The 22,440-nt window shown below is 67.8% G+C and carries 21 protein-coding genes; 10 read left to right on the top strand and 11 right to left on the bottom strand.

The window, feature by feature from the left end; translation table 11 throughout:
• Nucleotides 1-2 precede the first annotated feature (2 nt).
• From LPH33_RS01825 to LPH33_RS01815, 3 genes are all read right to left on the bottom strand, one after another.
• Nucleotides 3-1,034 carry an aspartate-semialdehyde dehydrogenase gene (locus LPH33_RS01825; protein ID WP_145690975.1) on the bottom strand — a complete coding sequence of 344 codons (1,032 nt, stop codon included), beginning with the start codon at nucleotides 1,032-1,034 and terminating at the stop codon, nucleotides 3-5.
• Between the two features lie 2 nt (nucleotides 1,035-1,036).
• Complete coding sequence (locus LPH33_RS01820; RefSeq protein ID WP_088898810.1) at nucleotides 1,037-2,302, bottom strand: aspartate kinase; 1,266 nt, start codon at nucleotides 2,300-2,302, stop codon at nucleotides 1,037-1,039.
• Between the two features lie 78 nt (nucleotides 2,303-2,380).
• A complete protein-coding gene (locus tag LPH33_RS01815; RefSeq protein WP_145690976.1) occupies nucleotides 2,381-3,676 on the bottom strand; it encodes a DUF4185 domain-containing protein in 1,296 nt (431 codons plus the stop codon).
• A gap of 354 nt (nucleotides 3,677-4,030) precedes the next feature.
• Between LPH33_RS01815 and leuA the strand changes: the two genes are divergently transcribed.
• A complete protein-coding gene (leuA, locus tag LPH33_RS01810; protein WP_016693201.1) occupies nucleotides 4,031-5,842 on the top strand; it encodes a 2-isopropylmalate synthase in 1,812 nt (603 codons plus the stop codon).
• Nucleotides 5,843-6,075: 233 nt separating this feature from the next.
• On the top strand, nucleotides 6,076-6,450 hold the full coding sequence (locus LPH33_RS01805) for an SHOCT domain-containing protein (RefSeq protein WP_088898812.1): 375 nt from the start codon (nucleotides 6,076-6,078) through the stop codon (nucleotides 6,448-6,450).
• Between the two features lie 22 nt (nucleotides 6,451-6,472).
• Here the strand turns inward: LPH33_RS01805 and LPH33_RS01800 are convergent, their stop codons facing one another.
• Nucleotides 6,473-7,369 carry a LysR family transcriptional regulator gene (locus LPH33_RS01800; protein WP_016693199.1) on the bottom strand — a complete coding sequence of 299 codons (897 nt, stop codon included), beginning with the start codon at nucleotides 7,367-7,369 and terminating at the stop codon, nucleotides 6,473-6,475.
• Nucleotides 7,370-7,441: 72 nt separating this feature from the next.
• Between LPH33_RS01800 and LPH33_RS01795 the strand changes: the two genes are divergently transcribed.
• Genes LPH33_RS01795 through LPH33_RS01785 form a run of 3 tightly spaced genes read left to right on the top strand, consistent with a single transcriptional unit; the run spans nucleotide 7,442 to nucleotide 10,330 of the window.
• Nucleotides 7,442-8,479, top strand: coding sequence for an EamA family transporter (locus tag LPH33_RS01795; RefSeq protein WP_016693198.1), 1,038 nt, complete (start codon nucleotides 7,442-7,444; stop codon nucleotides 8,477-8,479).
• Nucleotides 8,374-9,627, top strand: a complete 1,254-nt coding sequence (locus tag LPH33_RS01790) for a Mur ligase family protein (RefSeq protein WP_088898813.1) — start codon at nucleotides 8,374-8,376, stop codon at nucleotides 9,625-9,627. Before LPH33_RS01795 ends, LPH33_RS01790 begins: the two co-directional genes overlap by 106 nt.
• Nucleotides 9,620-10,330 (top strand): type 1 glutamine amidotransferase, encoded by a 711-nt coding sequence (locus tag LPH33_RS01785; protein WP_006552453.1) that lies wholly within the window; start codon nucleotides 9,620-9,622, stop codon nucleotides 10,328-10,330. The genes LPH33_RS01790 and LPH33_RS01785 overlap by 8 nt, the downstream gene beginning before the upstream one ends.
• 19 nt (nucleotides 10,331-10,349) lie before the next feature.
• Here the strand turns inward: LPH33_RS01785 and LPH33_RS01780 are convergent, their stop codons facing one another.
• The 3 genes from LPH33_RS01780 to LPH33_RS01770 all read right to left on the bottom strand — a co-directional run bounded on the left by LPH33_RS01780 (nucleotide 10,350) and on the right by LPH33_RS01770 (nucleotide 12,559).
• A complete protein-coding gene (locus tag LPH33_RS01780; protein ID WP_088898814.1) occupies nucleotides 10,350-11,192 on the bottom strand; it encodes an alpha/beta fold hydrolase in 843 nt (280 codons plus the stop codon).
• A gap of 240 nt (nucleotides 11,193-11,432) precedes the next feature.
• Nucleotides 11,433-11,903 (bottom strand): rhodanese-like domain-containing protein, encoded by a 471-nt coding sequence (locus tag LPH33_RS01775; protein ID WP_016693195.1) that lies wholly within the window; start codon nucleotides 11,901-11,903, stop codon nucleotides 11,433-11,435.
• Nucleotides 11,900-12,559, bottom strand: coding sequence for a TetR/AcrR family transcriptional regulator (locus LPH33_RS01770; RefSeq protein ID WP_088898816.1), 660 nt, complete (start codon nucleotides 12,557-12,559; stop codon nucleotides 11,900-11,902). Before LPH33_RS01770 ends, LPH33_RS01775 begins: the two co-directional genes overlap by 4 nt.
• Before the next feature lie 234 nt (nucleotides 12,560-12,793).
• On the opposite strand from LPH33_RS01770, the gene LPH33_RS01765 reads away from it, so the two are divergent.
• Nucleotides 12,794-13,729: a metal-dependent hydrolase gene (locus LPH33_RS01765; protein ID WP_088898817.1), complete on the top strand. Its 936-nt coding sequence runs from the start codon at nucleotides 12,794-12,796 to the stop codon at nucleotides 13,727-13,729.
• Nucleotides 13,729-14,877: a hypothetical protein gene (locus LPH33_RS01760; RefSeq protein ID WP_088898818.1), complete on the top strand. Its 1,149-nt coding sequence runs from the start codon at nucleotides 13,729-13,731 to the stop codon at nucleotides 14,875-14,877. Before LPH33_RS01765 ends, LPH33_RS01760 begins: the two co-directional genes overlap by 1 nt.
• A 48-nt stretch (nucleotides 14,878-14,925) precedes the next feature.
• Here LPH33_RS01760 and LPH33_RS01755 read toward each other — a convergent pair whose 3' ends face one another.
• From LPH33_RS01755 to LPH33_RS01740, 4 genes are all read right to left on the bottom strand, one after another.
• Nucleotides 14,926-15,474 (bottom strand): hypothetical protein, encoded by a 549-nt coding sequence (locus tag LPH33_RS01755; protein WP_088898819.1) that lies wholly within the window; start codon nucleotides 15,472-15,474, stop codon nucleotides 14,926-14,928.
• A gap of 145 nt (nucleotides 15,475-15,619) precedes the next feature.
• Nucleotides 15,620-17,218 (bottom strand): fatty-acid--CoA ligase FadD5, encoded by a 1,599-nt coding sequence (gene fadD5, locus LPH33_RS01750; RefSeq protein ID WP_016693189.1) that lies wholly within the window; start codon nucleotides 17,216-17,218, stop codon nucleotides 15,620-15,622.
• Nucleotides 17,219-17,526: 308 nt separating this feature from the next.
• Nucleotides 17,527-18,306: an enoyl-CoA hydratase gene (locus tag LPH33_RS01745; protein WP_016693188.1), complete on the bottom strand. Its 780-nt coding sequence runs from the start codon at nucleotides 18,304-18,306 to the stop codon at nucleotides 17,527-17,529.
• Nucleotides 18,303-19,292, bottom strand: coding sequence for an NAD(P)H-dependent flavin oxidoreductase (locus tag LPH33_RS01740; protein WP_229566864.1), 990 nt, complete (start codon nucleotides 19,290-19,292; stop codon nucleotides 18,303-18,305). Before LPH33_RS01740 ends, LPH33_RS01745 begins: the two co-directional genes overlap by 4 nt.
• 254 nt (nucleotides 19,293-19,546) lie before the next feature.
• Between LPH33_RS01740 and LPH33_RS01735 the strand changes: the two genes are divergently transcribed.
• The 3 genes from LPH33_RS01735 to LPH33_RS01725 are packed head-to-tail and all read left to right on the top strand — an operon-like array spanning nucleotide 19,547 to nucleotide 22,418.
• On the top strand, nucleotides 19,547-20,824 hold the full coding sequence (locus LPH33_RS01735) for a TetR/AcrR family transcriptional regulator (RefSeq protein WP_229566862.1): 1,278 nt from the start codon (nucleotides 19,547-19,549) through the stop codon (nucleotides 20,822-20,824).
• Complete coding sequence (locus LPH33_RS01730; protein WP_229566861.1) at nucleotides 20,821-21,945, top strand: NAD(P)-dependent alcohol dehydrogenase; 1,125 nt, start codon at nucleotides 20,821-20,823, stop codon at nucleotides 21,943-21,945. Before LPH33_RS01735 ends, LPH33_RS01730 begins: the two co-directional genes overlap by 4 nt.
• Nucleotides 21,942-22,418 carry a DUF4334 domain-containing protein gene (locus LPH33_RS01725; protein WP_088898822.1) on the top strand — a complete coding sequence of 159 codons (477 nt, stop codon included), beginning with the start codon at nucleotides 21,942-21,944 and terminating at the stop codon, nucleotides 22,416-22,418. The genes LPH33_RS01730 and LPH33_RS01725 overlap by 4 nt, the downstream gene beginning before the upstream one ends.
• Nucleotides 22,419-22,440 lie beyond the last annotated feature (22 nt).

Here is a 22,440-nt window from a genome sequence, read left to right as displayed (position 1 = left end):
CTTTAGACGAGCAACTCCGCGATCTGGATGGTGTTGAGAGCGGCACCCTTGCGCAGGTTGTCACCCGAGACGAAGAGCGCGAGACCGCGGCCCTCCGGAACACCCGGATCCTGGCGGATGCGGCCCACGAGCGAGACGTCGTCGCCCGCTGCGGCGAGCGGGGTCGGCACGTCGACGAGGCGGACGCCCGGAGCGTTCGCGAGCAGCTCCTGCGCACGCTCGACCGACAGCGGCCGCTCGAACTCGGCGTTGATCGACAGCGAGTGGCCGGTCACGACGGGAACGCGCACGCACGTGCCCGAGACGAGCAGGTCCGGCAGGCCGAGGATCTTGCGTGACTCGTTGCGCAGCTTCTGGTCCTCGTCGGTCTCGCCCGTGCCGTCGTCGACGATCGACCCGGCGAGCGGGACGACGTTGAACGCGATGGGCGCGACGTACTTGTTCGGGGCCGGGAAGTCGACGGCGTCGCCCGCGTGGACGAGCTTGTCGGCCTCGTCGGCGACGGCGCGCACCTGGCCGACGAGTTCCTCGACGCCCGCCAGGCCGCTACCGGAGACGGCCTGGTAGCTCGACACGATCAGGCGCTGGAGCCCGGCCTCGTCGTGCAGTGCCTTGAGCACCGGCATCGCGGCCATCGTGGTGCAGTTCGGGTTGGCGATGATGCCCTTCGGCGGGTTCTTCACCTGCTCCGGGTTGACCTCGCTCACGACGAGCGGGACCTCGGGGTCCTTGCGCCACGCCGACGAGTTGTCGACGACGATCGCCCCGGCGGCCGCGAAGCGCGGAGCCTGCTCCTTGGAGAGGGTGCCACCGGCCGAGAACAGCGCGATGTCGATGCCCTTCAGATCCTCGTCGGAGGTCGCCGCGACGTCCTCGACCACGATCTCCTCACCGCGGAACGGCAGCTTCTTGCCGGCCGAGCGGGCCGACGCGAAGAACCGGACGGTGTCGGCCGGGAAGTTGCGCTCCTCGAGGAGGGTGCGCATGACGATACCGACCTGCCCCGTGGCGCCTACAACTGCAATGGTGGTCACGATTACCGCCCCGTTCCTGCGTGCACGACGGCCTCTTCGTCGCCGCCGAGCTCGAATGCCGCGTGCAGAGCGCGCACGGCGTCGTCGAGTTCGTTGTCATCCACCAGCACGGAGATGCGGATCTCCGACGTCGAGATCAGGTCGATGTTGATGCCGGCGTCGGCGAGGGCCTCGCAGAACTTGGCCGTGACGCCGGGGTGGCTCTTCATACCGGCACCGACGAGGGAGACCTTGCCGATGTGGTCGTCGAAGAGGACCTGGGTGAAGCCGATGTCGCCCTGCTGCTTGGTGAGGAGCTCGACCGCGCGCGGGCCGTCGCTCTTCGGGCAGGTGAAGGTGATGTCGGTCTTGCCGGTCTCGACCTTCGAGATGTTCTGCAGCACCATGTCGATGTTGATCTCGGCGTCGGCGACGGCGCGGAACACCTTGGCGGCGTAACCGGGGGTGTCGGGGATGCCGACGACGGTGATCTTCGCTTCGCTGCGATCGTGCGCAACGCCGGTGATCAGGGCCTCTTCCACAGGGATGTCCTCCATCGATCCGGACACGATGGTGCCGGGCTTGGTGGTGTACGACGAACGAACGTGCACGGGCACGTTGTAGCGGCGGGCGTACTCCACGCACCGCAGCATGAGAACCTTCGCGCCGCACGCGGCGAGCTCGAGCATCTCCTCGAAGGAGACCTTCTCGAGACGCTGCGCGTCCTTGACGATGCGCGGGTCCGCGGAGAACACGCCGTCGACGTCGGTGTAGATCTCGCAGACGTCCGCGTTCAGCGCGGCGGCGAGTGCGACGGCGGTCGTGTCCGAACCGCCACGACCGAGAGTCGTGATGTCCTTGCTGTCCTGGCTCACGCCCTGGAAGCCGGCGACCAGCACGATGCTGCCCTCGTCGAGGGCGGCGCGCACGCGGCCGGGGGTGACGTCGATGATCTTCGCCTTGCCGTGGCTGCCCGTGGTGATCACGCCGGCCTGGGAACCGGTGAACGACCGGGCCTCGGCGCCGAGCGAGTGGATCGCCATCGCGACGAGGGAGTTGGAGATGCGCTCACCGGAGGTGAGGAGCATGTCCATCTCGCGGGCCGGCGGGGCCGGGCACACCTGCTGCGCGAGATCGAGGAGTTCGTCGGTCGTGTCTCCCATGGCCGAGACGACGACCACGACGTCGTTGCCCGCCTTCTTGGTCTCGACGATCCTTTCAGCGACGCGCCGGATCCGCTCGGCCGTCGCGACCGAGGATCCTCCGTACTTCTGGACGACGAGTGCCACGCTGGCCAACCTCCGGGTCTCGGGAACAAGTCCAGTGGCCCAGCTTACCGACCGCGGCTTTCATCGACCCGGGGCATCTCAGGAAAGTGTCGTGCGCAACAACAGGACGTTGTAGTCACCCCACCGCGAGGCGGTGAAGTAGAGGTCCGTATCCGTGGACCACGGGTGGATGAACGGAGCGTAGAGACCACTGATCTCACGGTGGGTGACCAGCACGCGAGCCTCGCTCCACGGCCCCTCGGGTCTCGCGGACGTCCTCATCTCGATCGTGCCGTTCGCCTCGTTGCCGTAGAGCATGACGAACTCACCGCCCAGGAACTGCACCGACATCTCCCCGACTGCGGGTGGCACGACCGGGGTGGCCGCGGCGGCGTCGCCGGACACCCAGTCGTCGCCGCTCCAGTACTCGTAGGCGGCCAGGTCCAGCAGAGCGGTCTCGGGGACGCGCGAGACGAAGGCCGCGCCGAACCGGCCCTGCGGTGTGCCGAAGTCGTAGACGTATCCCTCGTGGCGGACGTAGGCGTGCTGCTGGAAGTTCTCGTTCCCGGTGGACAGCTGCTGCACCGTGGGCACGTCGAGGGGCAGGTTGATCCGCGCCGTCGTCGGGTCGAGCTGCCAGGTCTCCCCGTTGTCGGCCGAGGTCGCGATCATCGACGCGTTGGTCCACCACTCGCCGTGGTCGCCCCAGGACCGCACCGACATGAAGTTGACGTACTGGACGCCGTCGACGGCGATGCCGGCCGTGGGGATCACGGTGATCTCGACGCCGTCGAGTGCGAGACTGCCCACGAGTTCGCGGGAGATGTCGGGAGCCGAGGGCAGGACGGGCGAACCCGCACGCCGGTCGCCGGGCACCGGATCGGGCACGTCGATGCCGTCGGAGAGGTCGGCGTCGGTGGTGCGCATGAGGACGTTGTGCCGCCACTGCTGGTCGGGCAGCGAACAGTCGCCGAAGGTGTCGCCGAAGGCCATGAGGATCTGGCGGTCGTCGCCTTCCTCCCCGTTGTCCCACATGATGCCGAGGTCGGTTCCCGAGATGGAGAACCTGTCGAAGGTCCTGTTGGGGCTGCGCGGACCGGTCACCCAGGACACGGTGCTGGTGGGTCCCGGACCGAGTGCCGGAAGCGGTCCCTGCGGTCCTTCGGGTGCGAGTCCCCCGCTTCCCGATCCGCTGCTTCCGAGCCGGGGGCCGGCCGATCCCGTGCCGAAGGATCCGGTGCCCGAACCCGAGCCGGGGAGACCCGATCCGGAGCCCGACCCGAGGGGTCCGGAGTCGCAGGGTTCGGCATGCGCCGCGGGAGCAGAGACCGCCATGAGTCCGAGTGCCAGCAGTGCACTGCACGATCCGGCAACCGCCGTGCGCAACGATCCCATCGACACGCCCTTCACCCGTCGTGTTACCGGAGTTATCGGTGATACCGGTGTTACTGATGTTGTGGGAGTTACGTTCGGTAACGCTAGGGGCGCAAGTACCGCTCTGTCAGGCGCGTTCGTATCGATCGGGTCACGACATCACCGCCACCCGGTCACACGGAACGCGCGCGTGTGGGAGGTGCCACTTGGTCGAGGTGGGGGATGGCGCGATACACTGCTGGACATGCAGCGCGTGCTTCTCCTCGGCCGCCGCGGCGGGATCTGACCAGACCGGCTTCCCGTCGCGGGGTTTCGACGCGCCGGTCGATATTCGATCTGGGCCCACAGGTCCCCTTTTCTCTTTGGAGTTACGTCATGTCACCCGCCGACGCTTTCACCTCCGGCTCGCGCACCATCACGCCGCCGAGCAAGCCGGCCCCGGCCGACCAGCCGTCGTGGAACAAGCAGAAGAACTCGTCGATGCCGACCTACCGGTACCGGCCGTTCGCCGAGGAGGTCGAGGCGATCTCGCTGCCCGACCGCACCTGGCCCGACAAGATCATCGATCGTGCCCCGGCGTGGTGCGCCGTGGACCTGCGCGACGGAAACCAGGCGCTGATCGACCCGATGAGCCCCGCTCGTAAGCGGCGCATGTTCGATCTGCTCGTACGCATGGGTTACAAGGAGATCGAGGTCGGTTTCCCGTCCGCGAGCCAGACCGATTTCGATTTCGTCCGCGAGATCATCGAGGACGGCGCGATTCCCGACGACGTCACCATCCAGGTGCTGACGCAGTCCCGCCCCGAACTGATCAAGCGCACCTTCGAGGCGTGCGCCGGGGCACAGAACGCGATCGTGCACTTCTACAACTCGACGTCGATCCTGCAGCGCCGCGTGGTCTTCCGCGCCGACAAGGAGACCGTCAAGAAGATCGCGACCGACGCCGCCGAACTGGTGCTCGAGGAGGCGAAGAACCACCCCGACACCAACTGGCGCTGGGAGTACTCCCCCGAGTCGTACACCGGCACCGAACTGTCGTACGCCAAGGAGGTCTGCGACGCGGTCGTCGAGACCCTGGGCGCGACCCCCGAGAACCCGGTGATCATCAACCTGCCGGCCACGGTCGAGATGGCCACCCCCAACGTCTACGCCGACTCGATCGAGTGGATGCACCGCAACCTGGCGAAGCGCGACTCGATCATCCTGTCGCTGCACCCGCACAACGACCGCGGCACGGGTGTCGCCGCGGCCGAGCTGGGCTACCAGGCCGGCGCCGACCGCATCGAGGGCTGCCTGTTCGGCAACGGTGAGCGCACCGGCAACGTCTGCCTGGTGACCCTGGGCATGAACATGTTCAGCCGTGGCGTCGACCCGCAGATCGACTTCTCGAACATCGACGAGATCCGCCGCACGGTCGAGTACTGCAACCAGCTGCCCGTCCACGAGCGCCACCCCTACGGCGGCGACCTGGTCTACACCGCCTTCTCCGGCAGCCACCAGGACGCGATCAACAAGGGCATCGACGCGATGAAGGTCGATGCGGAGGCCGCCGGTGTCGACGTCGACGACCACACCTGGGCCGTGCCCTACCTGCCGATCGACCCGAAGGACGTCGGCCGCACCTACGAGGCCGTGATCCGCGTGAACTCGCAGTCCGGCAAGGGCGGCATCGCGTACATCATGAAGCACGACCACGGCCTGAACCTGCCGCGTCGCCTGCAGATCGAGTTCTCGCAGGCCGTGCAGAAGGTCACCGACGGTGAAGGTGGCGAGGTCAGCCCCAAGGAGATGTGGGACATCTTCCACGAGGAGTACCTGGCCCCGATCTCGCCGCTCGAGCGCATCCGGCAGAAGGTCACCGCGGCCGAGACCGACGACGGTGAGGACACCATCGCCGCCGTACTGAAGGTCGACGGCGTGGAGAAGGAGATCTCCGGCAGCGGCAACGGCCCGCTGGCGGCCTTCGTCGACGCCCTCGAGTCGCTGGGTTACCAGGTGGCCGTCCGCGGCTACGCCGAGCACGCCATGTCCGCCGGCGACGACGCAAACGCCGCGGCCTACGTCGAGGCCGACGTCACGCGTCCCGACGGCACGAGCGTCCTGGTGTGGGGCGTGGGCATCGCCCCGTCGATCACCACGGCATCGCTGCGCGCGATGGTTTCCGCGGTGAACCGCTCGCACCGCTGACCCTTCTCGATACCGAATGCGGTGGACCCATCAGGGTCCACCGCATTCGTCGTTTTCGGGGATTTTCACCCCGACAATTCATCTCACGAATACCGTTTCGGGCAATTACCGCACTCTCCGGAAAGATACAGTTCCGAATGTTCGACGAGAACGAACCCGTTCACGGGTGATATCCGTCGAATTCCGCAATTCTCGTCCCGCAGAGTCGTTCTGCTCGAACCCGGAGTGTGCGTATGGAATTCATGGACATCATCTGGTACATCATCGTCTGCTTCGCATTCATCGCGTACCTGATCATGCTGTGGATGATCATCGGGGATCTGTTCCGCAACCGCGAACAGTCCGGCTGGGTCAAGGCGATATGGATCGTCTTCCTGTTCGTCTTCCCGTGGCTGACGGGCCTGATCTATCTGATCGTCCACGGCAGCGGCATGGCCGAGCGGTCCGCGAAGGAAGCAGCGCAGTACAAGGCCGTGCAGGACGACTACATCCGCTCGGTCGCCGGCAAGTCGCCCGCCGAGCACATCGCCGACGCGAAGAAGCTGCTCGACGACGGTGTCATCGACCAGGCCGAGTTCGACGCGCTGAAGGCCAAGGCACTCGCCTGATCCCGCGTGACCACCCGTTCGTTCACATCGACAGCTTCCGTGCCGCCGCGGCCCGGAAACTGTCGAGCACTGCACCCACGGCGGGCCGCCGCGCTGCTCCCGGGCGGGTGACGAGCTCGTAGATCCGCGCCGCACGCACACCGGCCAGCGGCAGGCGCACCAAGGCCGGATGCAGAACCGAATACCGCGGCAACAGGGCCACCCCGTGCCCCGCGGCGACGAGCTCCTCGATGACACGGAAGTCGTTGATGCGGTGCACGACCCGCGCCCGGATGCCCGTCACCGCCGCGACGGAGAGCAACACGTCGTCGACGGGGAATCCACCCCGCACGCTGATCCAGCTCTCCCCCACCAGTTCGTCGACCTGCACACGGTCCTGCGCCGCGAGCCGGTGCCCCGGCGGGAGGACGACATCGATCGGTTCGCGCATGAGTGTCTCGACGTGGACCCGCGGGCCGGACAGCGGCGCCGAACGCTCGTCGCGGTGGGTGAGCACCACGTCGTAGTCGGCGAGCAGTGCGGGCGCGGCCGAGGCGGGGACGTCCTCGTCGCTCACGTCCAGCTCGACACCGATCGTCCCGGCTGCCTCGAGCACGGCCGGCAGCAGGAGCGCCGCCCCGGAGGGGAACGACGCCACGCGCACCCGTCCGCGAGGCGACCGGGCGTAGGCGGTCATCTCGTCGGCGGCCCGGTCGAGCGCGTCGAGGACCTCGTCGGCGCGCACCACGAGCGCGCGACCCGCATCGGTGAACCGCAGACGCCGGCCGTCCGGTTCGAGCAGGGGTACTCCCGCCTCCCGCGCGAGCACCTTGAGCTGCTGTGAGACGGCCGAGGGTGTCATCGACAACGCTGCGGCGGTCGCGGCCACCGTCCCGCGGTCGGCGAGTTCGCGCAGTATCCGCAATCGCACGACATCCATGTAGTAAAGCTACACAGTTCCTTCAGAAACATTCGCTTGTCCTGATTGTTTCCTGCGCAAAGAATTGACGGCATGTCGTTCCGGGACCGTCTGCTCGCGCTCACCGTCGTGGTGCTCTGGGGATGCAACTTCCTCGCGATCAGACTGGGTCTCGATCACTTCCCGCCGTTCTTCTTCGCCGGCTTGCGCTTCGCGATCATCGCCGTCCCGGTCCTGCTGTTCGTCCCGCGACCCGCCGTTCCCATGCGCTGGCTCCTGCTCTACGGCGCCGGGTTCGGCTTCGCCCAGTTCGCTTTCCTGTTCTGGGCGATGGAGGCCGGTCTGCCGACGGGCCTCGCGTCCCTCGTACTGCAATCGTCCGCGCCCTTCACGGTCCTGCTCGCCGCTCTGTTCCTGCGCGAACGACTCGACGGAATCCGCCTCGCCGGTCTCGTCGTCGCCGTGTCCGGCATGATGATCGTCGCCGTGGGGCAGGGCGCCGCGGACGTGAGCCTTATCCCTATGACGCTCGCGTTGCTCGCCGGCCTGTCGTGGGCGGTCGGCAACATCGCGACCCGCAAGGCGGGCGCCGTTGACCCCATGCGCCTGATGCTGTGGATGTGCGTCGTGCCCGTGCTCCCCTTCTTCGGGATCTCCTGGTTCGCCGAGGGTCCGCAGGCGTGGTCGACCCTCGGGACCGCCGTCACCACTGCGGACGGGGGCCTGGCCCTGGCCGGACTCTCCTACGTCGTCCTGGCGGGCACCATTGCCGGCACCGGCATCTACGCCTCGCTGCTGTCGCGCTACCCCGCCGGGACCGTCGCACCGCTCTCGCTCATGGTGCCGGTCGTCGGGTTCACCGTCGCGTGGATCACGCTCGGCGAACAGCCGGCACCGTCGTCGCTGATCGGCGGTGTGATCGTCATCGTCGGAGCCCTCGCCGCCCAGGGCGGACACCGCAGTGTGACGAGCAGGACGCTCCTCCGGCGACACAACGCTCCCACGCCTGTGGAACACTCGCCGACGTGGGAACCAGCACAGGAATCACCGCACGTGGACGGCTCGCACTGCGCGCAGCCCGAGCCGCCGCGTGGGCGTCCCAGAAGGCCGGACGCGGTAAGGGCTCGATGATCGGAGGGCTCGTCGCCCTGAAGATCGACCCGGCACTCATGAAGCAGCTCGGCCACGGCCGGCAGACCGTGCTCGTCACCGGGACGAACGGCAAGTCCACGACGACCCGCATGACCGCGGCCGCGCTCGAGACCATCGACTCGGTCGTCACCCAGGCGGACGGCGCGAACATGGACGCCGGGATCGTCGCCGCGCTCGCCACCGATCTCCGGGCGCCGCTCGCCGCGATCGAGGTCGACGAACTCCACACCCCGCACGTCGCCGACGCCCTCGAGCCCCGCGCGATCGTGCTGCTCAACCTCACCCGCGACCAGCTCGACCGGGTCGGCGAGATCAACATGATCGAGCGGAAGCTGCGCGAGGGACTGAAGCGGCATCCCGACGCCGTGATCGTCGCGAACTGCGACGACGTGCTCGTCACGTCCGCCGCCTACGACAACCCGAACGTCGTATGGGTCGCCGCGGGCGCCGGCTGGGCCAACGACTCGGTGAGCTGCCCGCGCACGGGCGAGCCGATCGTCCGCGAGGGCGACCACTGGTACAGCACCGGCTCCGACTTCGCGCGGCCGACACCGGACTGGTGGGTCGACGACGAGAACCTGTACGGACCGGACGGCCTCGTCCTCCCGCTGAAGCTGACCCTCCCCGGTCGCGCCAACCGGGGCAACGCCGCCCAGGCGGTCGCGGCCGCCGTGGCCCTCGGCGCCGATCCGGCGAAGGCCGTCGCGGCCGCCTCGGTCGTCGAAGAGGTCGCCGGTCGCTACAAGACAGTGCAGGTCGGGCCGCACTCGGTGCACATGCTGCTCGCGAAGAACCCCGCCGGCTGGCAGGAGGCCCTGTCGATGATCGACCCGACCGTCGACGGCCTGGTGATCGCCGTCAACGGTCAGGTGCCCGACGGCGAGGACCTGTCGTGGCTGTGGGACGTGCGCTTCGAACATTTCGAAGGCGTGCAGGTGGTGGCTGCAGGCGAACGCGGCACCGATCTCGCCGTCCGCCTGACCTACGCGGGTGTCGAGCACACACTGGTGCCGGATCCGCTGAAGGCCATCGCCTCGTGCCCTCCCGGCCGTGTGGAGGTGCTCGCCAACTACACCGCGTTCCGCGATCTCAACACCGCCATCGCCAGGAGAGCTGCCCATGTCTGAGTCGACCGTCCGCATCGGACTCGTCCTGCCCGACGTGATGGGCACCTACGGTGACGGCGGCAACGCCCTGGTTCTGCGCCAGCGCCTGCGGATGCGCGGTCACGACGCCGAGATCGTCGAGATCGGACTGAACGATCCCGTCCCCGAGTCCCTCGACCTCTACACCCTCGGTGGTGCCGAGGACGCCGCGCAGCGACTGGCCACGCGGCACCTGCAGCGCTATCCGGGTCTGCAGCGCGCCGCCGAGCGCGGAGCGCCCGTGCTGGCCATCTGCGCCGCGATCCAGGTGCTCGGCCACTGGTACGAGACGTCCTCGGGCGAACGCGTCGACGGTGTCGGCATCCTCGACGCGACCACCTCGCCGCAGCAGACCCGCGCGATCGGCGAGATCGTCATCCGCCCCACGCTGTCGGGCCTCACCCAGCCGCTGACCGGATTCGAGAACCACCGTGGTGGAACGACTCTCGGCTCCGACGCCACCGGGCTCGGCCGCGTCGACCGCGGTGTCGGCAACGGTGTGGGCGACGGACTCGAAGGTGCCGTGCAGGGTTCGGTGATCGGCACCTATCTGCACGGTCCCGTACTCGCCCGCAATCCCGAGCTCGCCGATCATCTCCTGATGCGCGCTCTGGGAGTCGACTCGCTGCCGCCGCTGGATCTGCCCGAGGTCGATCTGCTGCGGCAGGAACGGTTGCGCGCCTGACGGTTACGCGCCCGGGCGATCAGCCGTGCGCGGCGATGTGTTCGAGGACCAGCCGCGCGAGCTTCTCCGGCTCCTCGTCCGGGATCCAGTGGCTCGTACCGACGAGCGTTTCCCGTCGGTACGGACCACTGACGTAGCGGGCGGTCGCGTCGACCCCCGCGGGCGCGATGGCGACGTCGCCGTCGCTCCACACCATGAGCGTGGGCACGCGAACGGGTTCGAGGGTCGCTCTCGGATCCACGAAGGGCACGGCTCGATACCAGTTCACGCCGCCGCGGACGGCGTCGGGATCGGCCATGCGCGCGGAGTCCCGCTCGGCTGCCTCGGCGGGTTGCCCCGTCCGCCGCAACACCGAGCGACCGACGGCCTCGTTGCTCAGCAGAATCTCCGGGATCCACGGGACCTGGAAAGCGAGCATGTACCACGAACGCAGCAGCTGCAGGCTCGTGCCGAAGGCACGCAGGAAGGCAGCGGGATGCGGGACGGACACCGCTGTCACGGTCCGGACCAGTTCGGCACGTCGGGTGGCCAGACCCCACGCGACGACCGCTCCCCAGTCGTGCCCGACGACGTGCACGTTCTTGCCTGGCACCACGTCGATGAGCGCAACGGCGTCGTCCACGAGGTGCCGCAGGCGGTAGTCCCGACGACGCCGAGGTCGGGCACCGGGCGAGTAGCCGCGCTGATCCGGGGCGAAGGTGCGGTATCCCGCAGCGTGCAGGTAGGGCGCGACCGCCTCCCAGGATCGGGAGTCCTGTGGGAAGCCGTGCAGAAGAACGATGGGGTCGCCGTCGATCGGCCCGTCGTCGCGGATGTCGAACCGGAGTCCGTCCCTCTCGACGGTCGTGATGCGCTCCCCCACCCGAGTCCCCCTTCGAAAGCCCCCGCTGCGGTCGCGGCGATCGGCACCGACCGGACAAGTGACCGCGAATCCTCCCCTGAACAGGGGTTCGGCCCGGTGATTCGCTTTACGCGTTCTCCGGGCCGGATCTCTGCTTCACGAGCTTCTCTCTGTCGTCCGCGGACGTCTCATAAGCTCGATTCGCACCTTCGATGTTAGCTACGTCACAGTGCGAACGCAAGTCCTTTTCCACGACCCGGGTCAGACCGAGGCGAGCGGGAATCCCAGAGTTGCCCAGTCGTGCAGGCCCCCGCGGTAGTAGGCGAGTGCGGACGCGGGATATCCGGCATCGATCAGCTTCCGGATCGCATCGGGCGACTGAGGGCACTGGGGACCGTTGCAGAAGACGATCGTCGTCCGGGCGGTATCGAGCTCGCCCTTCCTCTCGACGATGTCGTCGTGCGGGATGTTCACGGCACCGGGGAGGCTCACCCCGCTCCGGGAATCCGGCACCCGCGTGTCCACGAGCGCAGCACCCCGGTCGAGCAGTTCGATCACCTCGAGTTCACCGACGGTCGCCACGCCCGCCGCCACCTGCATCGGCTGCACCTCGCCCCAGGTCGTCTCCACCACCGTGCGGTCGGCTTCGCCCTCCAGCGGGCGGGGAACGTTCTGCGGGTCGCCGTCGCGCGTGCGATCGGCACGCCTGATCTGCTGCTCGTCGCTCGTCACGAACCGGACTCTACGGGAGAGTGATCGCCCTCCGCGGGGTTGCCGGAATCCCACTCCCGTTGGGCAAGGATCGCCGTCCCCATCCATCGCCGCAGGTAGCGGCGCAGATCGTCGTCGGAGCGTGGCGGCGTTCCCGGTGACACGAAGAACGACTGCATCGTGCGCAGCACGTATTCGACCAGCTCGGCGAGAGAGTCGTCGTCGTAGCCGTGCTTCTCCCAGTCCACGTCGAATCGCTTGATCATCGCCATGCCGAACATCCACGCCTCTTCCGAGGCGATCTCCTCGGGGTGCGGGTTCGAGTAGGTGCTCGACAACAGGATGCCGAGATGCGGGGTGCGACGCACCTCCGCGAGTGTGTAGACCACGGCTTCGGTCATGGACTCGACCGGGTCGTCGAGCCCCGCCACCTGCCGGGTCAGGCGCTCCAGGAACCCTTCGACCGACGCGATGGCGGCCGCGCGCATGAGGGCGTCGGCGCTCGGGAAGTAGCGGTAGACCGTCTGGCGGATCACCCCGAGTGACTGGGCCACGTCGGCGATGCTGATCTCGGCGCCGGTCCGGTCGATCAGGTCGACGGCAGCCGCAACGATCCGTTGCGACGCCTCTTCGTCGCTGGCGGGAGGACTCCCACCCCACCCACGTCTACGTGCCACTTCGCGCTACCTCGAACCGTCGCCTGGAGAAGGCCCGACGGTAACACGGCCGGCCTCGGTGGATGTGGTCCGAAACGGGCTCCCGCGAGCGAATGGGACACCTATCATACACATGACGCATTTCGTGTATGGTCACGCCGATCGGGGGCCTCCCGGCTCTTCCGAGGTCCTCCCCGACCGTGTCCCAACCAGGTCCACAACCAGTCCGGTGTCGACGAGACGAGGTACCACCCCATGACGAACCTGCAGGTCCGCAAGATGCGCTTCGCATTCGCGGATTACGACGTGCCGTTCCTGTGGAACGAGGAGAATCCGGCCTTCTCGAGCATGGCCAACGCCGTCTCGTTCCTCGCGATCGGCTTCGAGAAGATGATCGTGAACATGATCCGCGAGATCACCCCGCGCATCACCGATCCCGAGGTCCTCGAAGAGGCCAACGCCTTCATGTACCAGGAGGGGCAGCACTCCACCGCCCACCGGCAGCACGTGAAGGGTCTGATCAAGAGCTACCCGGGGCTGCAGGAGACGCTCGACGACGTCATCGGCGCCTTCGACAAGCTCACCGCCGAGACCTCCGCCGAATACCGCCTCGCGTACACCGCCGACCTCGAGGCGACCTTCACTCCGGTCTTCAAGCTCATGCTCGACAACGACGCATCGCTCTTCCGCCCCGGCGACGACCGGGTCGCCTCGTTGTTCATCTGGCATTTCGTCGAGGAGGTCGAACACCGCAGTTCGGCGCTCATCATCTTCGACGCGGTGGTCGGCAGCGATCTGTACCGCATGCGGCAGGCCCCCTCGGTGTTCAAGCACGTTCTCGACGTCATCGCCATCGCGTGCGAGGGCTTCAACAAGCATGTGCCGCTGGAGGAACGGAAGATCGACGCGATGTCGATGTTCGCGTCGTACCGCCGTAAGCAGAACCTGCGGCGCCGGTTGCCGTTCCTGCAGTACGAGGACCACGGCCCGATGCCGCGTGCCTTCGACGTCCTGCCGCTCGGCGAACAGCTCGTCGCGCTGGTGGGCATCGTTCGCAGCCAGATGCCCAAGCACAATCCCGACCACGAGAAGCTGCCGGCGCTCGCCGACGTGTGGTTCCGTCGATTCGACGAAGGCTACGACGTCTCGCACTGGTACACGGCCGAAACCGTGGGCGGAAGGAACAACTGATGTCCGACCTGTGTTCGCCCACCTTCGAGGACCTCTCGACCCGCCTCGGATTCTCGTGCGACGAAGCCGGTGGGATCTTCGAACTGCGCAGCCCGTTCGCGCTGGAGAACTGGACGCTGCCCGTCCTCGAGGCGACCATCGTGCTCGGGGCGGTGCTGATGCTCGTGTACGCGATCGTCCGGCTGCGGCGCACCGGTGACGCCACGAACCTCGTCGTCTGGCTCGGTACGCTCGCGTTCCTGTTCATCATCGAACCGTTGCTGTACTTCCCCGACGCCTTCGGCGTGGAGGACTACCTCGACACGATGTTCGCGCACAACGTGTTCACCGTCGAGTTCATGTGGGGACGCCTGCCGCTGTACATCATCGCGATCTACCCGATGATGGCGACGATCGCGTTCGAGATCGTCCGGATGCTCGGGGTGTTCCGGCAGTACGGCACCGTCGTCGGCGCGGTCTGCGTGGGCTTCGTCCACCACGCCTTCTACGAAATCTTCGATCACCTCGGACCGCAGCTGCGGTGGTGGGAGTGGTCGCTCGACAATCCGATCAATCAGCCCTTCTTCGACTCCGTTCCGCTGCCCAGCGTCGTGGTCTTCGCTGCTCTGTGGCCGATGTCGCTCGCATTCTGCGCGCAGTTCTTCGTCGGCCGGCACATCGACGCCGGGCGCACCTTCGGCGGGCTCGAACTGACCTGGCGCACGATCACCGTCGGGCTTCTCGCGTCCGTGGGTGTGGTGATCCTCCCGGCGCCGGCGACCGTGATCGGCATGGGCAGCACGACTGTTCGAGCGACGATCTATGCTGCCGAACTCGTGATCCTGTCGATCGTGGCGATCTACGTGCTCTCGCGCCAGTGGTCTCGACTGCGGAGCACACCCACCGATCGGCCCTATTCGAACGACCTCGTCCGCTGGTACGCCGTCGCCTATCTCGCTGTGATGGCCGTGCTGTGGATCGGCGCTCTGCCCGACTGGTTCTCCGCCGTCGACGGGGTCACCGAAGCGGGCGACCCGATCGGCAGCCTGTGGTACACCGTGGCGTGCTTCGTCGTCGCGATCGCCTGCGTCGCTGCGGCTTTCACCGTCCCGCGCACGGCCGAGACGAGTCCGGACGACACCGCATCGAAGACGCTCACCGAGGCCTGACGAAGTCGGTGGTATTCGACGCTCCGCTACCGCGGGAGCCGGCCCGCGCTACCGTGCGTCGGCTCCGTCGAGCAACCACCGGTCGCCGACCCGCTTCAATGTGATGACGAAGCGGGTCGCGTCGGTACGTCCCTCCGGCACGACGACGTTCTTCACGTCCTGATCGAGGAAGACCAGCACCGTGGCGACATCGCCGTCGAAGCTCTCGAGACCGGCGTGCTCGGCCCGCGCCGCCGACGTACCCTCCCCGTTCGCCACGAGCTCTCGCAGATCTCCGGCCACCTCCTCGTAGCGGGAGGCGAATTCCTCGGTGGCATTGGAGGTCACGGCGGTGAGGTTGTCGTCGAACGAGCGGTAGTCGTAGGTGCCGAGCGCCACTGCGTACTCGCGGGCCTGCGTGATCGCGTCGTCGCGCAGCGCCGCGTCCTGTTCGGCCTGCCACCAACGGAATCCGAAGAAACCGGCGGCCGCAAGCAACACCACGACGACCGCGGCGGTGACCCACCGGCCCACGCCGGAACGGGTGGCCGCAGCAGCATCGCGCGATTCCGCTGCGGATTCGGTGTCGTTACCGGTGGGGGCATCGGTCGGTGTCATCCGCCCAGTCCTTCCAACAACTTCTTCCAGTAGTTCAACGGCTCCCCCGACGCGACCTCACCGATCCGGCGCCGAACGACGACGAACGAGGACACGGACCGTAGTGGTCCGGTCCCCGTTCGTTCGTACGAGGAGTGCGCCGGGATCAGCCCTGGGTGACGGCGGGGAGACCGCCGCGGAGTTCACCCTTGACGACCTTGCCGCTCGCGTTGCGGGGCAGGGCGTCGACGATCACGACCTCCTTGGGGTGCTTGTACCGCGCGAGGTGCTCGTTCAGGTACGGCTGGAGTTCGTCGAGGGTGAGATCGTCGTTGCCGGGCTCGAGCGCGACGACGGCGACGGGCACCTCGCCCCACTTCGCGTCGGGGCGGCCGATGACCGCGGCCTCGAGCACCTTGGGGTGCCCGTACAGGACGTTCTCCACCTCGGCGCAGTAGATGTTCTCGCCACCCGAGATGATCATGTCCTTCTTGCGGTCGACGACGTAGACGAAGCCCTCCTCGTCGACGCGCACGAGGTCGCCGGAGTGGAACCATCCGCCGTAGAACGCCTCGCTGGTGGCGGTGGGGTTGTTCCAGTACTCGCGCATCATGGTGGGGCCGCGGTAGACGATCTCGCCGACCTCACCGGGGGCGACGTCGTTCATCTCGTCGTCGACCACGCGCGCCTGGATGGTGGGGATGACCCGGCCCACGGAACCGAGCTTGCGGATGGCGTCGTCGCCGTCGAGCACGCAGGTGATGGGCGACATCTCGGTCTGCCCGAAGACCGCCACGTTGAAGGCGTCGGGGAAGGTCTCCGCCATGGCCCGCAGGATCGTGTCGGAGCTGGGTGCCGCACCCCAGGAGATGTTGCGCAGCTTCAGTTTCCGCGGCTCGGCCCGCTGCGCGGCGCACATCGCCTGCCACTGCACCGGCACGAGGAACAGACTGGTGACGTTCTCGGCCTCGAGCACGTCGAGCAGTTCCTCCGGGTCGAAGGCGCCGACCGGGTGGATGACGGTGGGGGTGCCGAGCATCAGGCTCGGGGCGATCGAGCCGAGGGCCGCGATGTGGAACATCGGCGACGCGCAGAAACCGATGCCCGACTCGTCGAACAGACGGAAGGCCCGGATGCAGGTGAGCGACTGCGCTTCGAGATTGGAGTGGGTGAGCACGGCGCCCTTCGGCCGGCCCGTGGTGCCCGAGGTGTACATGATGAGCGCGGGCGTGTCGTTCGGGATCGCCACCGGCGGGTGGGGTTCGCCCTCTTCGGCGACGAGCGCCTCGTAGGAGAGCGAGTCGCCTTCCGGCTCGGCTCCGACCGTGATGGACAGTTCGATGCCCTCGGCCTGGCCACGCGCGGCGGCGGCGAGCGGGACGAGCGGTCCCTCCGCGACGATCGCCTTCGCGCCGGAATCACCCACGAGGAAGGCGACCTCGGGTGCGGTGAGGCGGAAGTTCACCGGCACGGCGATGGCACCGAGGGCGTTGGCCGCGAGCACGATCTCGACGTACTCCGGACGGTTGAGCATGAGGATGATGATGCGGTCGCCGAAGCCGACGCCGCGACGCGAGAGTGCATCGGCGAGCTTCTCGACACGCGTGTTCAGCTGCGACCAGGTGATGGTCTCGCCGCGGAATCGGAAGGCCGTGCGATCGGGAATCATCAGGGCGTGGCGCGCCACCTGATTGTTCCAGTTGTTGCTACGGAAGCGGGTCGCGTCGGAACCGACCGCTTCGGAAACGACAGAGGGGGGAACCATCGATGATCCTCTCGTGACGGGGCGGGAGTGCGGGCACGGCCTGTGCCGAGCCGTCGATGTGTGAGGCACATTACAGGCCCGGAAGGGTTTGGGCCAGAGCTTTTGTTAACGGAGATTCCGCGAATGCGGCCCGACTCGCTCCAGGCGTCGTCGCCGAGCGAGAACGGGTGGATACCGCAGAAAATACTGGTCGAGCGCTGGGTTCACCGGACGGGAGCGGGTGTTCCGACGAGCACGCCGGTCCCTGCTCCCGCCCGGGAAGTTCCTTGTCGATCCCCCGAGAACCGTGCTCGGGAAGGATCGCCCGGTCAGGCGAAGCGGGCGGGGCGCTTCTCCAGCATCGCCATGGCCCCCTCTGCGAAGTCGGCGGAGCCGAGGAGTTCGACCTGGCCGTCCTTCTCCCGCGCGAGCGCCGCGTCGAGTTCGCCGAGCGTCGAGGCGTTGAGGGCCCGCTTCGTCAGTTCCAGGGCACGTCGCGGGCCGGATGCGGTCCGCGAGGCGACGGCGTCGACATGTGCGGCAAGTTCGGCGTCGGGCAGGGTGCGGGCCACCAGTCCGAACCGGTCGGCGTCCTGCGCGGACACCCGCTCGCCGAGCAGTGCCATCTCGGCGGCCCGGGCCCGCCCGATCGCGGCGGGAACCAGCAGGCTCGCGCCGCCGTCGGGCATCAGTCCGATGTTGACGAAGGCGAGCAGGAAGTACGCACTCTCGGCCGCGTAGGTGAGATCGGCCGCGAGGGCGATCGAGACGCCGACGCCCGCGGCGGGTCCGTTGACCGCCGCGATGACGGGGACCGGGACGGACGCGATCGTCCGGACCAGTTCGTTGGCGGTGTCCATGACGACACCGGGGTCCTGCGGATCCGCTGCTCCCGCAGCCAGGTCCGCACCCGTGCAGAACGCCGATCCCTCACCGGTGACGACGATCGTACGGACGCGTTCGTCGTCGCCGGCCGCCTTCACCGCGTCGCTCAGCGTCTTCATCGTGGTCAGGTCGATCGCGTTCATCCGGCGCGGACGCGTGATGGTCAGTCGCAGGATGCCGTCGGCGAGTTCGGACCGCAGGCTCTCGGTGGTGGTCGAGGTCATGCGCGCACCGTCCGGTCGGCACCGGCGATGTCGTTCAGGCGGCCCGTGATGACGGCCTTCGCCTCGGTGACCATGCGGTCGACCAGTTCGCCGACGGTGGGGATGTCGTGGATGAGCCCCTGGCTCTGCCCGGCCGTCCAGATACCGGCGTCGAGATCTCCGTCCTCGAACACCTTGCGGCCGCGCGCACCGGCGACCAGGTGGGCGATGTCGCCGAATTCGGCTCCGCGCGATTCGATCTCGACGACCTCTTCGCTCACCGCGTTGGTGGCGACACGAGCGGTGTTGCGCAAAGTGCGGAAGATGAGCTTGGTGTCGAGTTCGGTGTTGCGGACGATCTGCTCCTTGACCTCGTGGGCCACGGGCGATTCGACCGTGCACATGAAGCGGGTGCCCATGTTGACCCCGTCCGCGCCGAGCGCGAGCGCCGCCACGAGCCCGCGGGAATCGGCGATGCCGCCCGAGGCGATGACGGGGATGCCGAGCTTGCTCGTCGCGGCGGGGATGAGGATCAGGCCCGGGACGTCGTCCTCACCCGGGTGGCCGGCGCACTCGAAGCCGTCGATGCTCACGGCGTCCACGCCGATGCGCTCGGCCTTGACCGCGTGCCGCACGCTCGTGCACTTGTGGATCACCTTGATGCCGGCGTCCTTGAAGTGCGGCAGGTGATCGGCCGGGTTGAAGCCGGCGGTCTCGACGATCTTCACGCCCGAGTCGATGATCGCCTGGCGGTACTCGGCGTACGGCGGCGGATTGATCGACGGCAGGATCGTGAGGTTGACGCCGAACGGCTTGTCGGTGAGTTCGCGCGTCCGTTCGATCTCGCGAACGAGATCCTCCGGGGTGGGCTGGGTCAGTGCGGTGATGAAGCCGAGCGCTCCCGCCTCCGCCACGGCGGCCACGAGTTCGGCGCGGCCGACCCACATCATGCCGCCCTGGACGATGGGATGCTCCACCCCGAAAATCTCGGTGAATCGGGTTCTCACGAGTCCTCCTCGGTCCTTCGAAAAGTGCCGCTGTCGTGACGGTTCCGTATGCGCCCAGCGGTGACGCACCTGAAGAATTGGGGTTAACTTTGCGTCCTGGGTGCTGGTTTGTCAATACGTTCTGTCCTGCAGTTTTGGCGATTATTACCCGAAAGTAGTGTTTCTCTGCAGGGGGTGTGACTGTTACCTTTGAGGCCGACGAACATTCGCCGCGACATCGCGGCCGGAAACAGGATCCACGACGAGGAGGCAGGGTGCCCGAACAAGCGCAGGTCGGGGCACGCACAGCCGCGAAGACCGACACCCCGACCCCCACCGTGCGGCGCCGGCCGAAGAACCGCAAGGCACAGATCGCCACGGTCGCGGCCGAGGCGTTCAGCGAACGCGGCTACCACGGCGTGAGCATCGACGAGATCGCCACTGCCGTCGGCATCTCCGGCCCCGCCCTGTACCGGCACTTCCCGAACAAGTACGCCCTGTTCCACCACGCCGTGGTCACCCTCGCCGACGCCCTCGGCGCCGCCCTCGCGGAGTTCGACGAGCAGAGCGGAGCGAACGGCGCCGAACTCGACGCCGCCGAGGAACTCGAACGCAAGCTCCTCGCGCTCATCCGCACCACGATCGACAACCGCCGGACGGGCGGGTTGTACCGCTGGGAACGTCGCTATCTCACCGGCGAGGACCACAGCGAGATCCGCTCGAAGATGAGAGCGCTCAACCGCCATCTCGCCCGCACGGTCGCGCGCCTGCGGCCCGATCTCACCGACGACGACTACATCCTGCTCAGCAGCGCGATGCTCAGCGTGACCGGCTCCATCACCACCCACCGTGTCCCACTGTCCAACCGGCGCCTGCAGCAGCTGCTGCTCGACGCGTGCACGGCGGTCGCCGCGACCGACCTGGTGCCCGATGTCGACGAGCCCACGCCGCCCCCCGAACCGCGCGGATTGTCCGTAGCGAACAAGCGCGAGGTCCTCCTGCAGGAGGCAGTGCTGCTCTTCGATGCGCGGGGCTATCACGAGGTGAGCATCGAGGAGATCGGTGCGGCAGCCGGTATCAACGCGTCCGGCGTCTACCGGCACTTCGCGAGCAAGGCCGATCTGCTCGCGGCCGCCTTCCACCGGGCCGGTGATCGCGTCGCGGTGATCATCGGCGAGGCGCTCGCCGACTCGACGACCTCCGCGCAGGCCCTCGACGTCCTCACCGAGGTGTACGTCCGGATGTCGTTCGAGAACAGCGAACTGATGTCGGTGTACTTCGCCGAGGTCGGCAATCTGCCCGCGCACCACCGCAGCGACCTGCGGAACATCCAGCGCCTCAACATCGAGGAATGGGCCCGTCTGGTCGGCGAGCTACGCCCCGAACTGCCCGCCGTCGAGTGCCGTTTCCTCGTGCACGCCGCGCTCAACCTCGTGCTCGACACCGGCAACCTCGTGCACTTCCTGCCCACCCCCTCCCGGCAACGCCGGGTACAGCAGCTGATGCTCTCGGTGCTGCTCGGCGGCACCGGTTCGCCGGAGGCGGCGGGATGACCCGCACCGCGACCGCCGCGGTACTCCGCGAGTACGGCGCACCGCTGCGGCTCGAGACGGTGACCGTGCCCGAACTGCGCGACGACGAAGTGCTCGTCCAGGTTCACGGGGTCGGGATCTGCCACACCGATCTCACCGCCGCCGCGGGAGGCGTCCCCGTCCCGACGCCCGTCGTGCTGGGCCACGAGGGTGCCGGGGTCGTCACCGAAGTGGGTTCGGCAGTCACCGATCTCGCGGTCGGCGACCGGGTGGTCCTCGGATTCGACTCGTGCCGCACGTGCCGCAACTGTGCCCGGGGACGGCACGCCTACTGCACGCGGTTCGCCCCGCTCAACTACGGCGGTGTGCGCGGCGACGGCACCGCGGTGCTCCGCGACGCCGACGGAGCACCGTTGCACGGCAACTGGTTCGGACAGTCGTCGTTCTCCTCGCTCGTCGTGGCCACCGAACGCAACGCGGTGCGTCTGCCGGCGGATGTCCCGGTGGCGTCGGCGGGTCCGCTCGGGTGCGGTCTGGCGACCGGCGCCGGAACCGTGCTCGAGGTGCTGCGGCCGGAACGGGGGTCGACGATCGTCGTCTTCGGTCTCGGCGCCGTCGGCATGGCCGCGGTGATGGCGGCACGTATCGCCGGGTGCGCGAACATCATCGGTGTCGACCCCAACCCGCGACGGCACGGACTCGCGCGATCGCTCGGGGCCACCGAGCTGCTCTCCCCCACCGATCACGACGACCTCGGACGCCATCTGCGCCGTCTCACCGGCGGTGGCGCCGACTACGCGGTGGAGTCCGTGGGTTCGGAATCCGTGATCCGGCAGGCACTGTCGTCCCTGACCAGTCCCGGCGTCTGCGCCACCCTCGGACTGCGCGCCGGCCGCAATCCCGTCTCGATCGACCAGACCCATCTGTTGTCCGGTCGCACCCTGACCGGAGTCATCGAGGGCGACGTCGATCCGCACCGGTTCCTTCCCGAACTGGCCGCACTGTGGCGCGACGGGCGCTTCCCCGTCGACGAGCTCGTTCAGACCTTCGATTTCACGAAACTCGACGACGCTCTCGCCGCTGTCGCTTCCGGCGAGGTCGTCAAGGCCGTACTCACCTTCGACATCCAGGGGAACACATGAACGTCGTCCAGCGACTCGAGGAACTGCGCGCCCGCACCGACCGGATCGATCCTCGCGAACTCGACGCCCTCTGGGAGCATCTCGCTCCTGCACGCATCGACGATCTCGTCGGATACCGCTGGAAGGGCTTCAGTTTCGACACCGGGCACCGCACCCACACACTGCTCGGCAGGTCGCGGTGGTACGGGAAGACGTTCGCGTCTGTGTCCGAGGTCCAGCCGCTCGTGTGTTACGACGAGGACGGCGAGTTGTTCTCCGACACGAAGACCGGACGCGGCGAGGCGAGCCTGTGGGAGATCGTCTTCCGCGGCGAGGTGACGGCGACGATGGTTTACGACGGCATGCCGGTCTTCGACCATTTCAAGAAGGTCGACGACGACACCGTCGTCGGGGTGATGAACGGTAAGGGCTCGCTGGTGTTCGACGACGGAGAGCACTACTGGTTCGGTCTCGAACGCGACAGCGCCGTGTAATCGTCCGACGGGAAACGACACA

It is taken from the genome of Rhodococcus sp. RDE2 (assembly GCF_020885655.1).
GTDB lineage: Bacteria > Actinomycetota > Actinomycetes > Mycobacteriales > Mycobacteriaceae > Rhodococcus > Rhodococcus pyridinivorans.
The sequence above is the reverse complement of the archived record's forward strand: the minus strand, read 5'-3'. Positions and strand labels throughout refer to the sequence as shown.

What these genes read in the sequence shown, in the direction of transcription:
- LPH33_RS01815 (WP_145690976.1), bottom strand. Translation starts at nt 3,676, where the DNA reads ATGGGATCGTTGCGCACGGCGGTTGCCGGATCGTGCAGTGCACTGCTG.
- LPH33_RS01795 (WP_016693198.1), top strand. Translation starts at nt 7,442, where the DNA reads ATGTCGTTCCGGGACCGTCTGCTCGCGCTCACCGTCGTGGTGCTCTGG.
- LPH33_RS01730 (WP_229566861.1), top strand. Translation starts at nt 20,821, where the DNA reads ATGACCCGCACCGCGACCGCCGCGGTACTCCGCGAGTACGGCGCACCG.
- LPH33_RS01755 (WP_088898819.1), bottom strand. Translation starts at nt 15,474, where the DNA reads ATGACACCGACCGATGCCCCCACCGGTAACGACACCGAATCCGCAGCG.
- leuA (WP_016693201.1), top strand. Translation starts at nt 4,031, where the DNA reads ATGTCACCCGCCGACGCTTTCACCTCCGGCTCGCGCACCATCACGCCG.
- LPH33_RS01745 (WP_016693188.1), bottom strand. Translation starts at nt 18,306, where the DNA reads ATGACCTCGACCACCACCGAGAGCCTGCGGTCCGAACTCGCCGACGGC.
- fadD5 (WP_016693189.1), bottom strand. Translation starts at nt 17,218, where the DNA reads ATGGTTCCCCCCTCTGTCGTTTCCGAAGCGGTCGGTTCCGACGCGACC.
- LPH33_RS01725 (WP_088898822.1), top strand. Translation starts at nt 21,942, where the DNA reads ATGAACGTCGTCCAGCGACTCGAGGAACTGCGCGCCCGCACCGACCGG.
- LPH33_RS01805 (WP_088898812.1), top strand. Translation starts at nt 6,076, where the DNA reads ATGGAATTCATGGACATCATCTGGTACATCATCGTCTGCTTCGCATTC.
- LPH33_RS01800 (WP_016693199.1), bottom strand. Translation starts at nt 7,369, where the DNA reads ATGGATGTCGTGCGATTGCGGATACTGCGCGAACTCGCCGACCGCGGG.
- LPH33_RS01765 (WP_088898817.1), top strand. Translation starts at nt 12,794, where the DNA reads ATGACGAACCTGCAGGTCCGCAAGATGCGCTTCGCATTCGCGGATTAC.
- LPH33_RS01760 (WP_088898818.1), top strand. Translation starts at nt 13,729, where the DNA reads ATGTCCGACCTGTGTTCGCCCACCTTCGAGGACCTCTCGACCCGCCTC.
- LPH33_RS01785 (WP_006552453.1), top strand. Translation starts at nt 9,620, where the DNA reads ATGTCTGAGTCGACCGTCCGCATCGGACTCGTCCTGCCCGACGTGATG.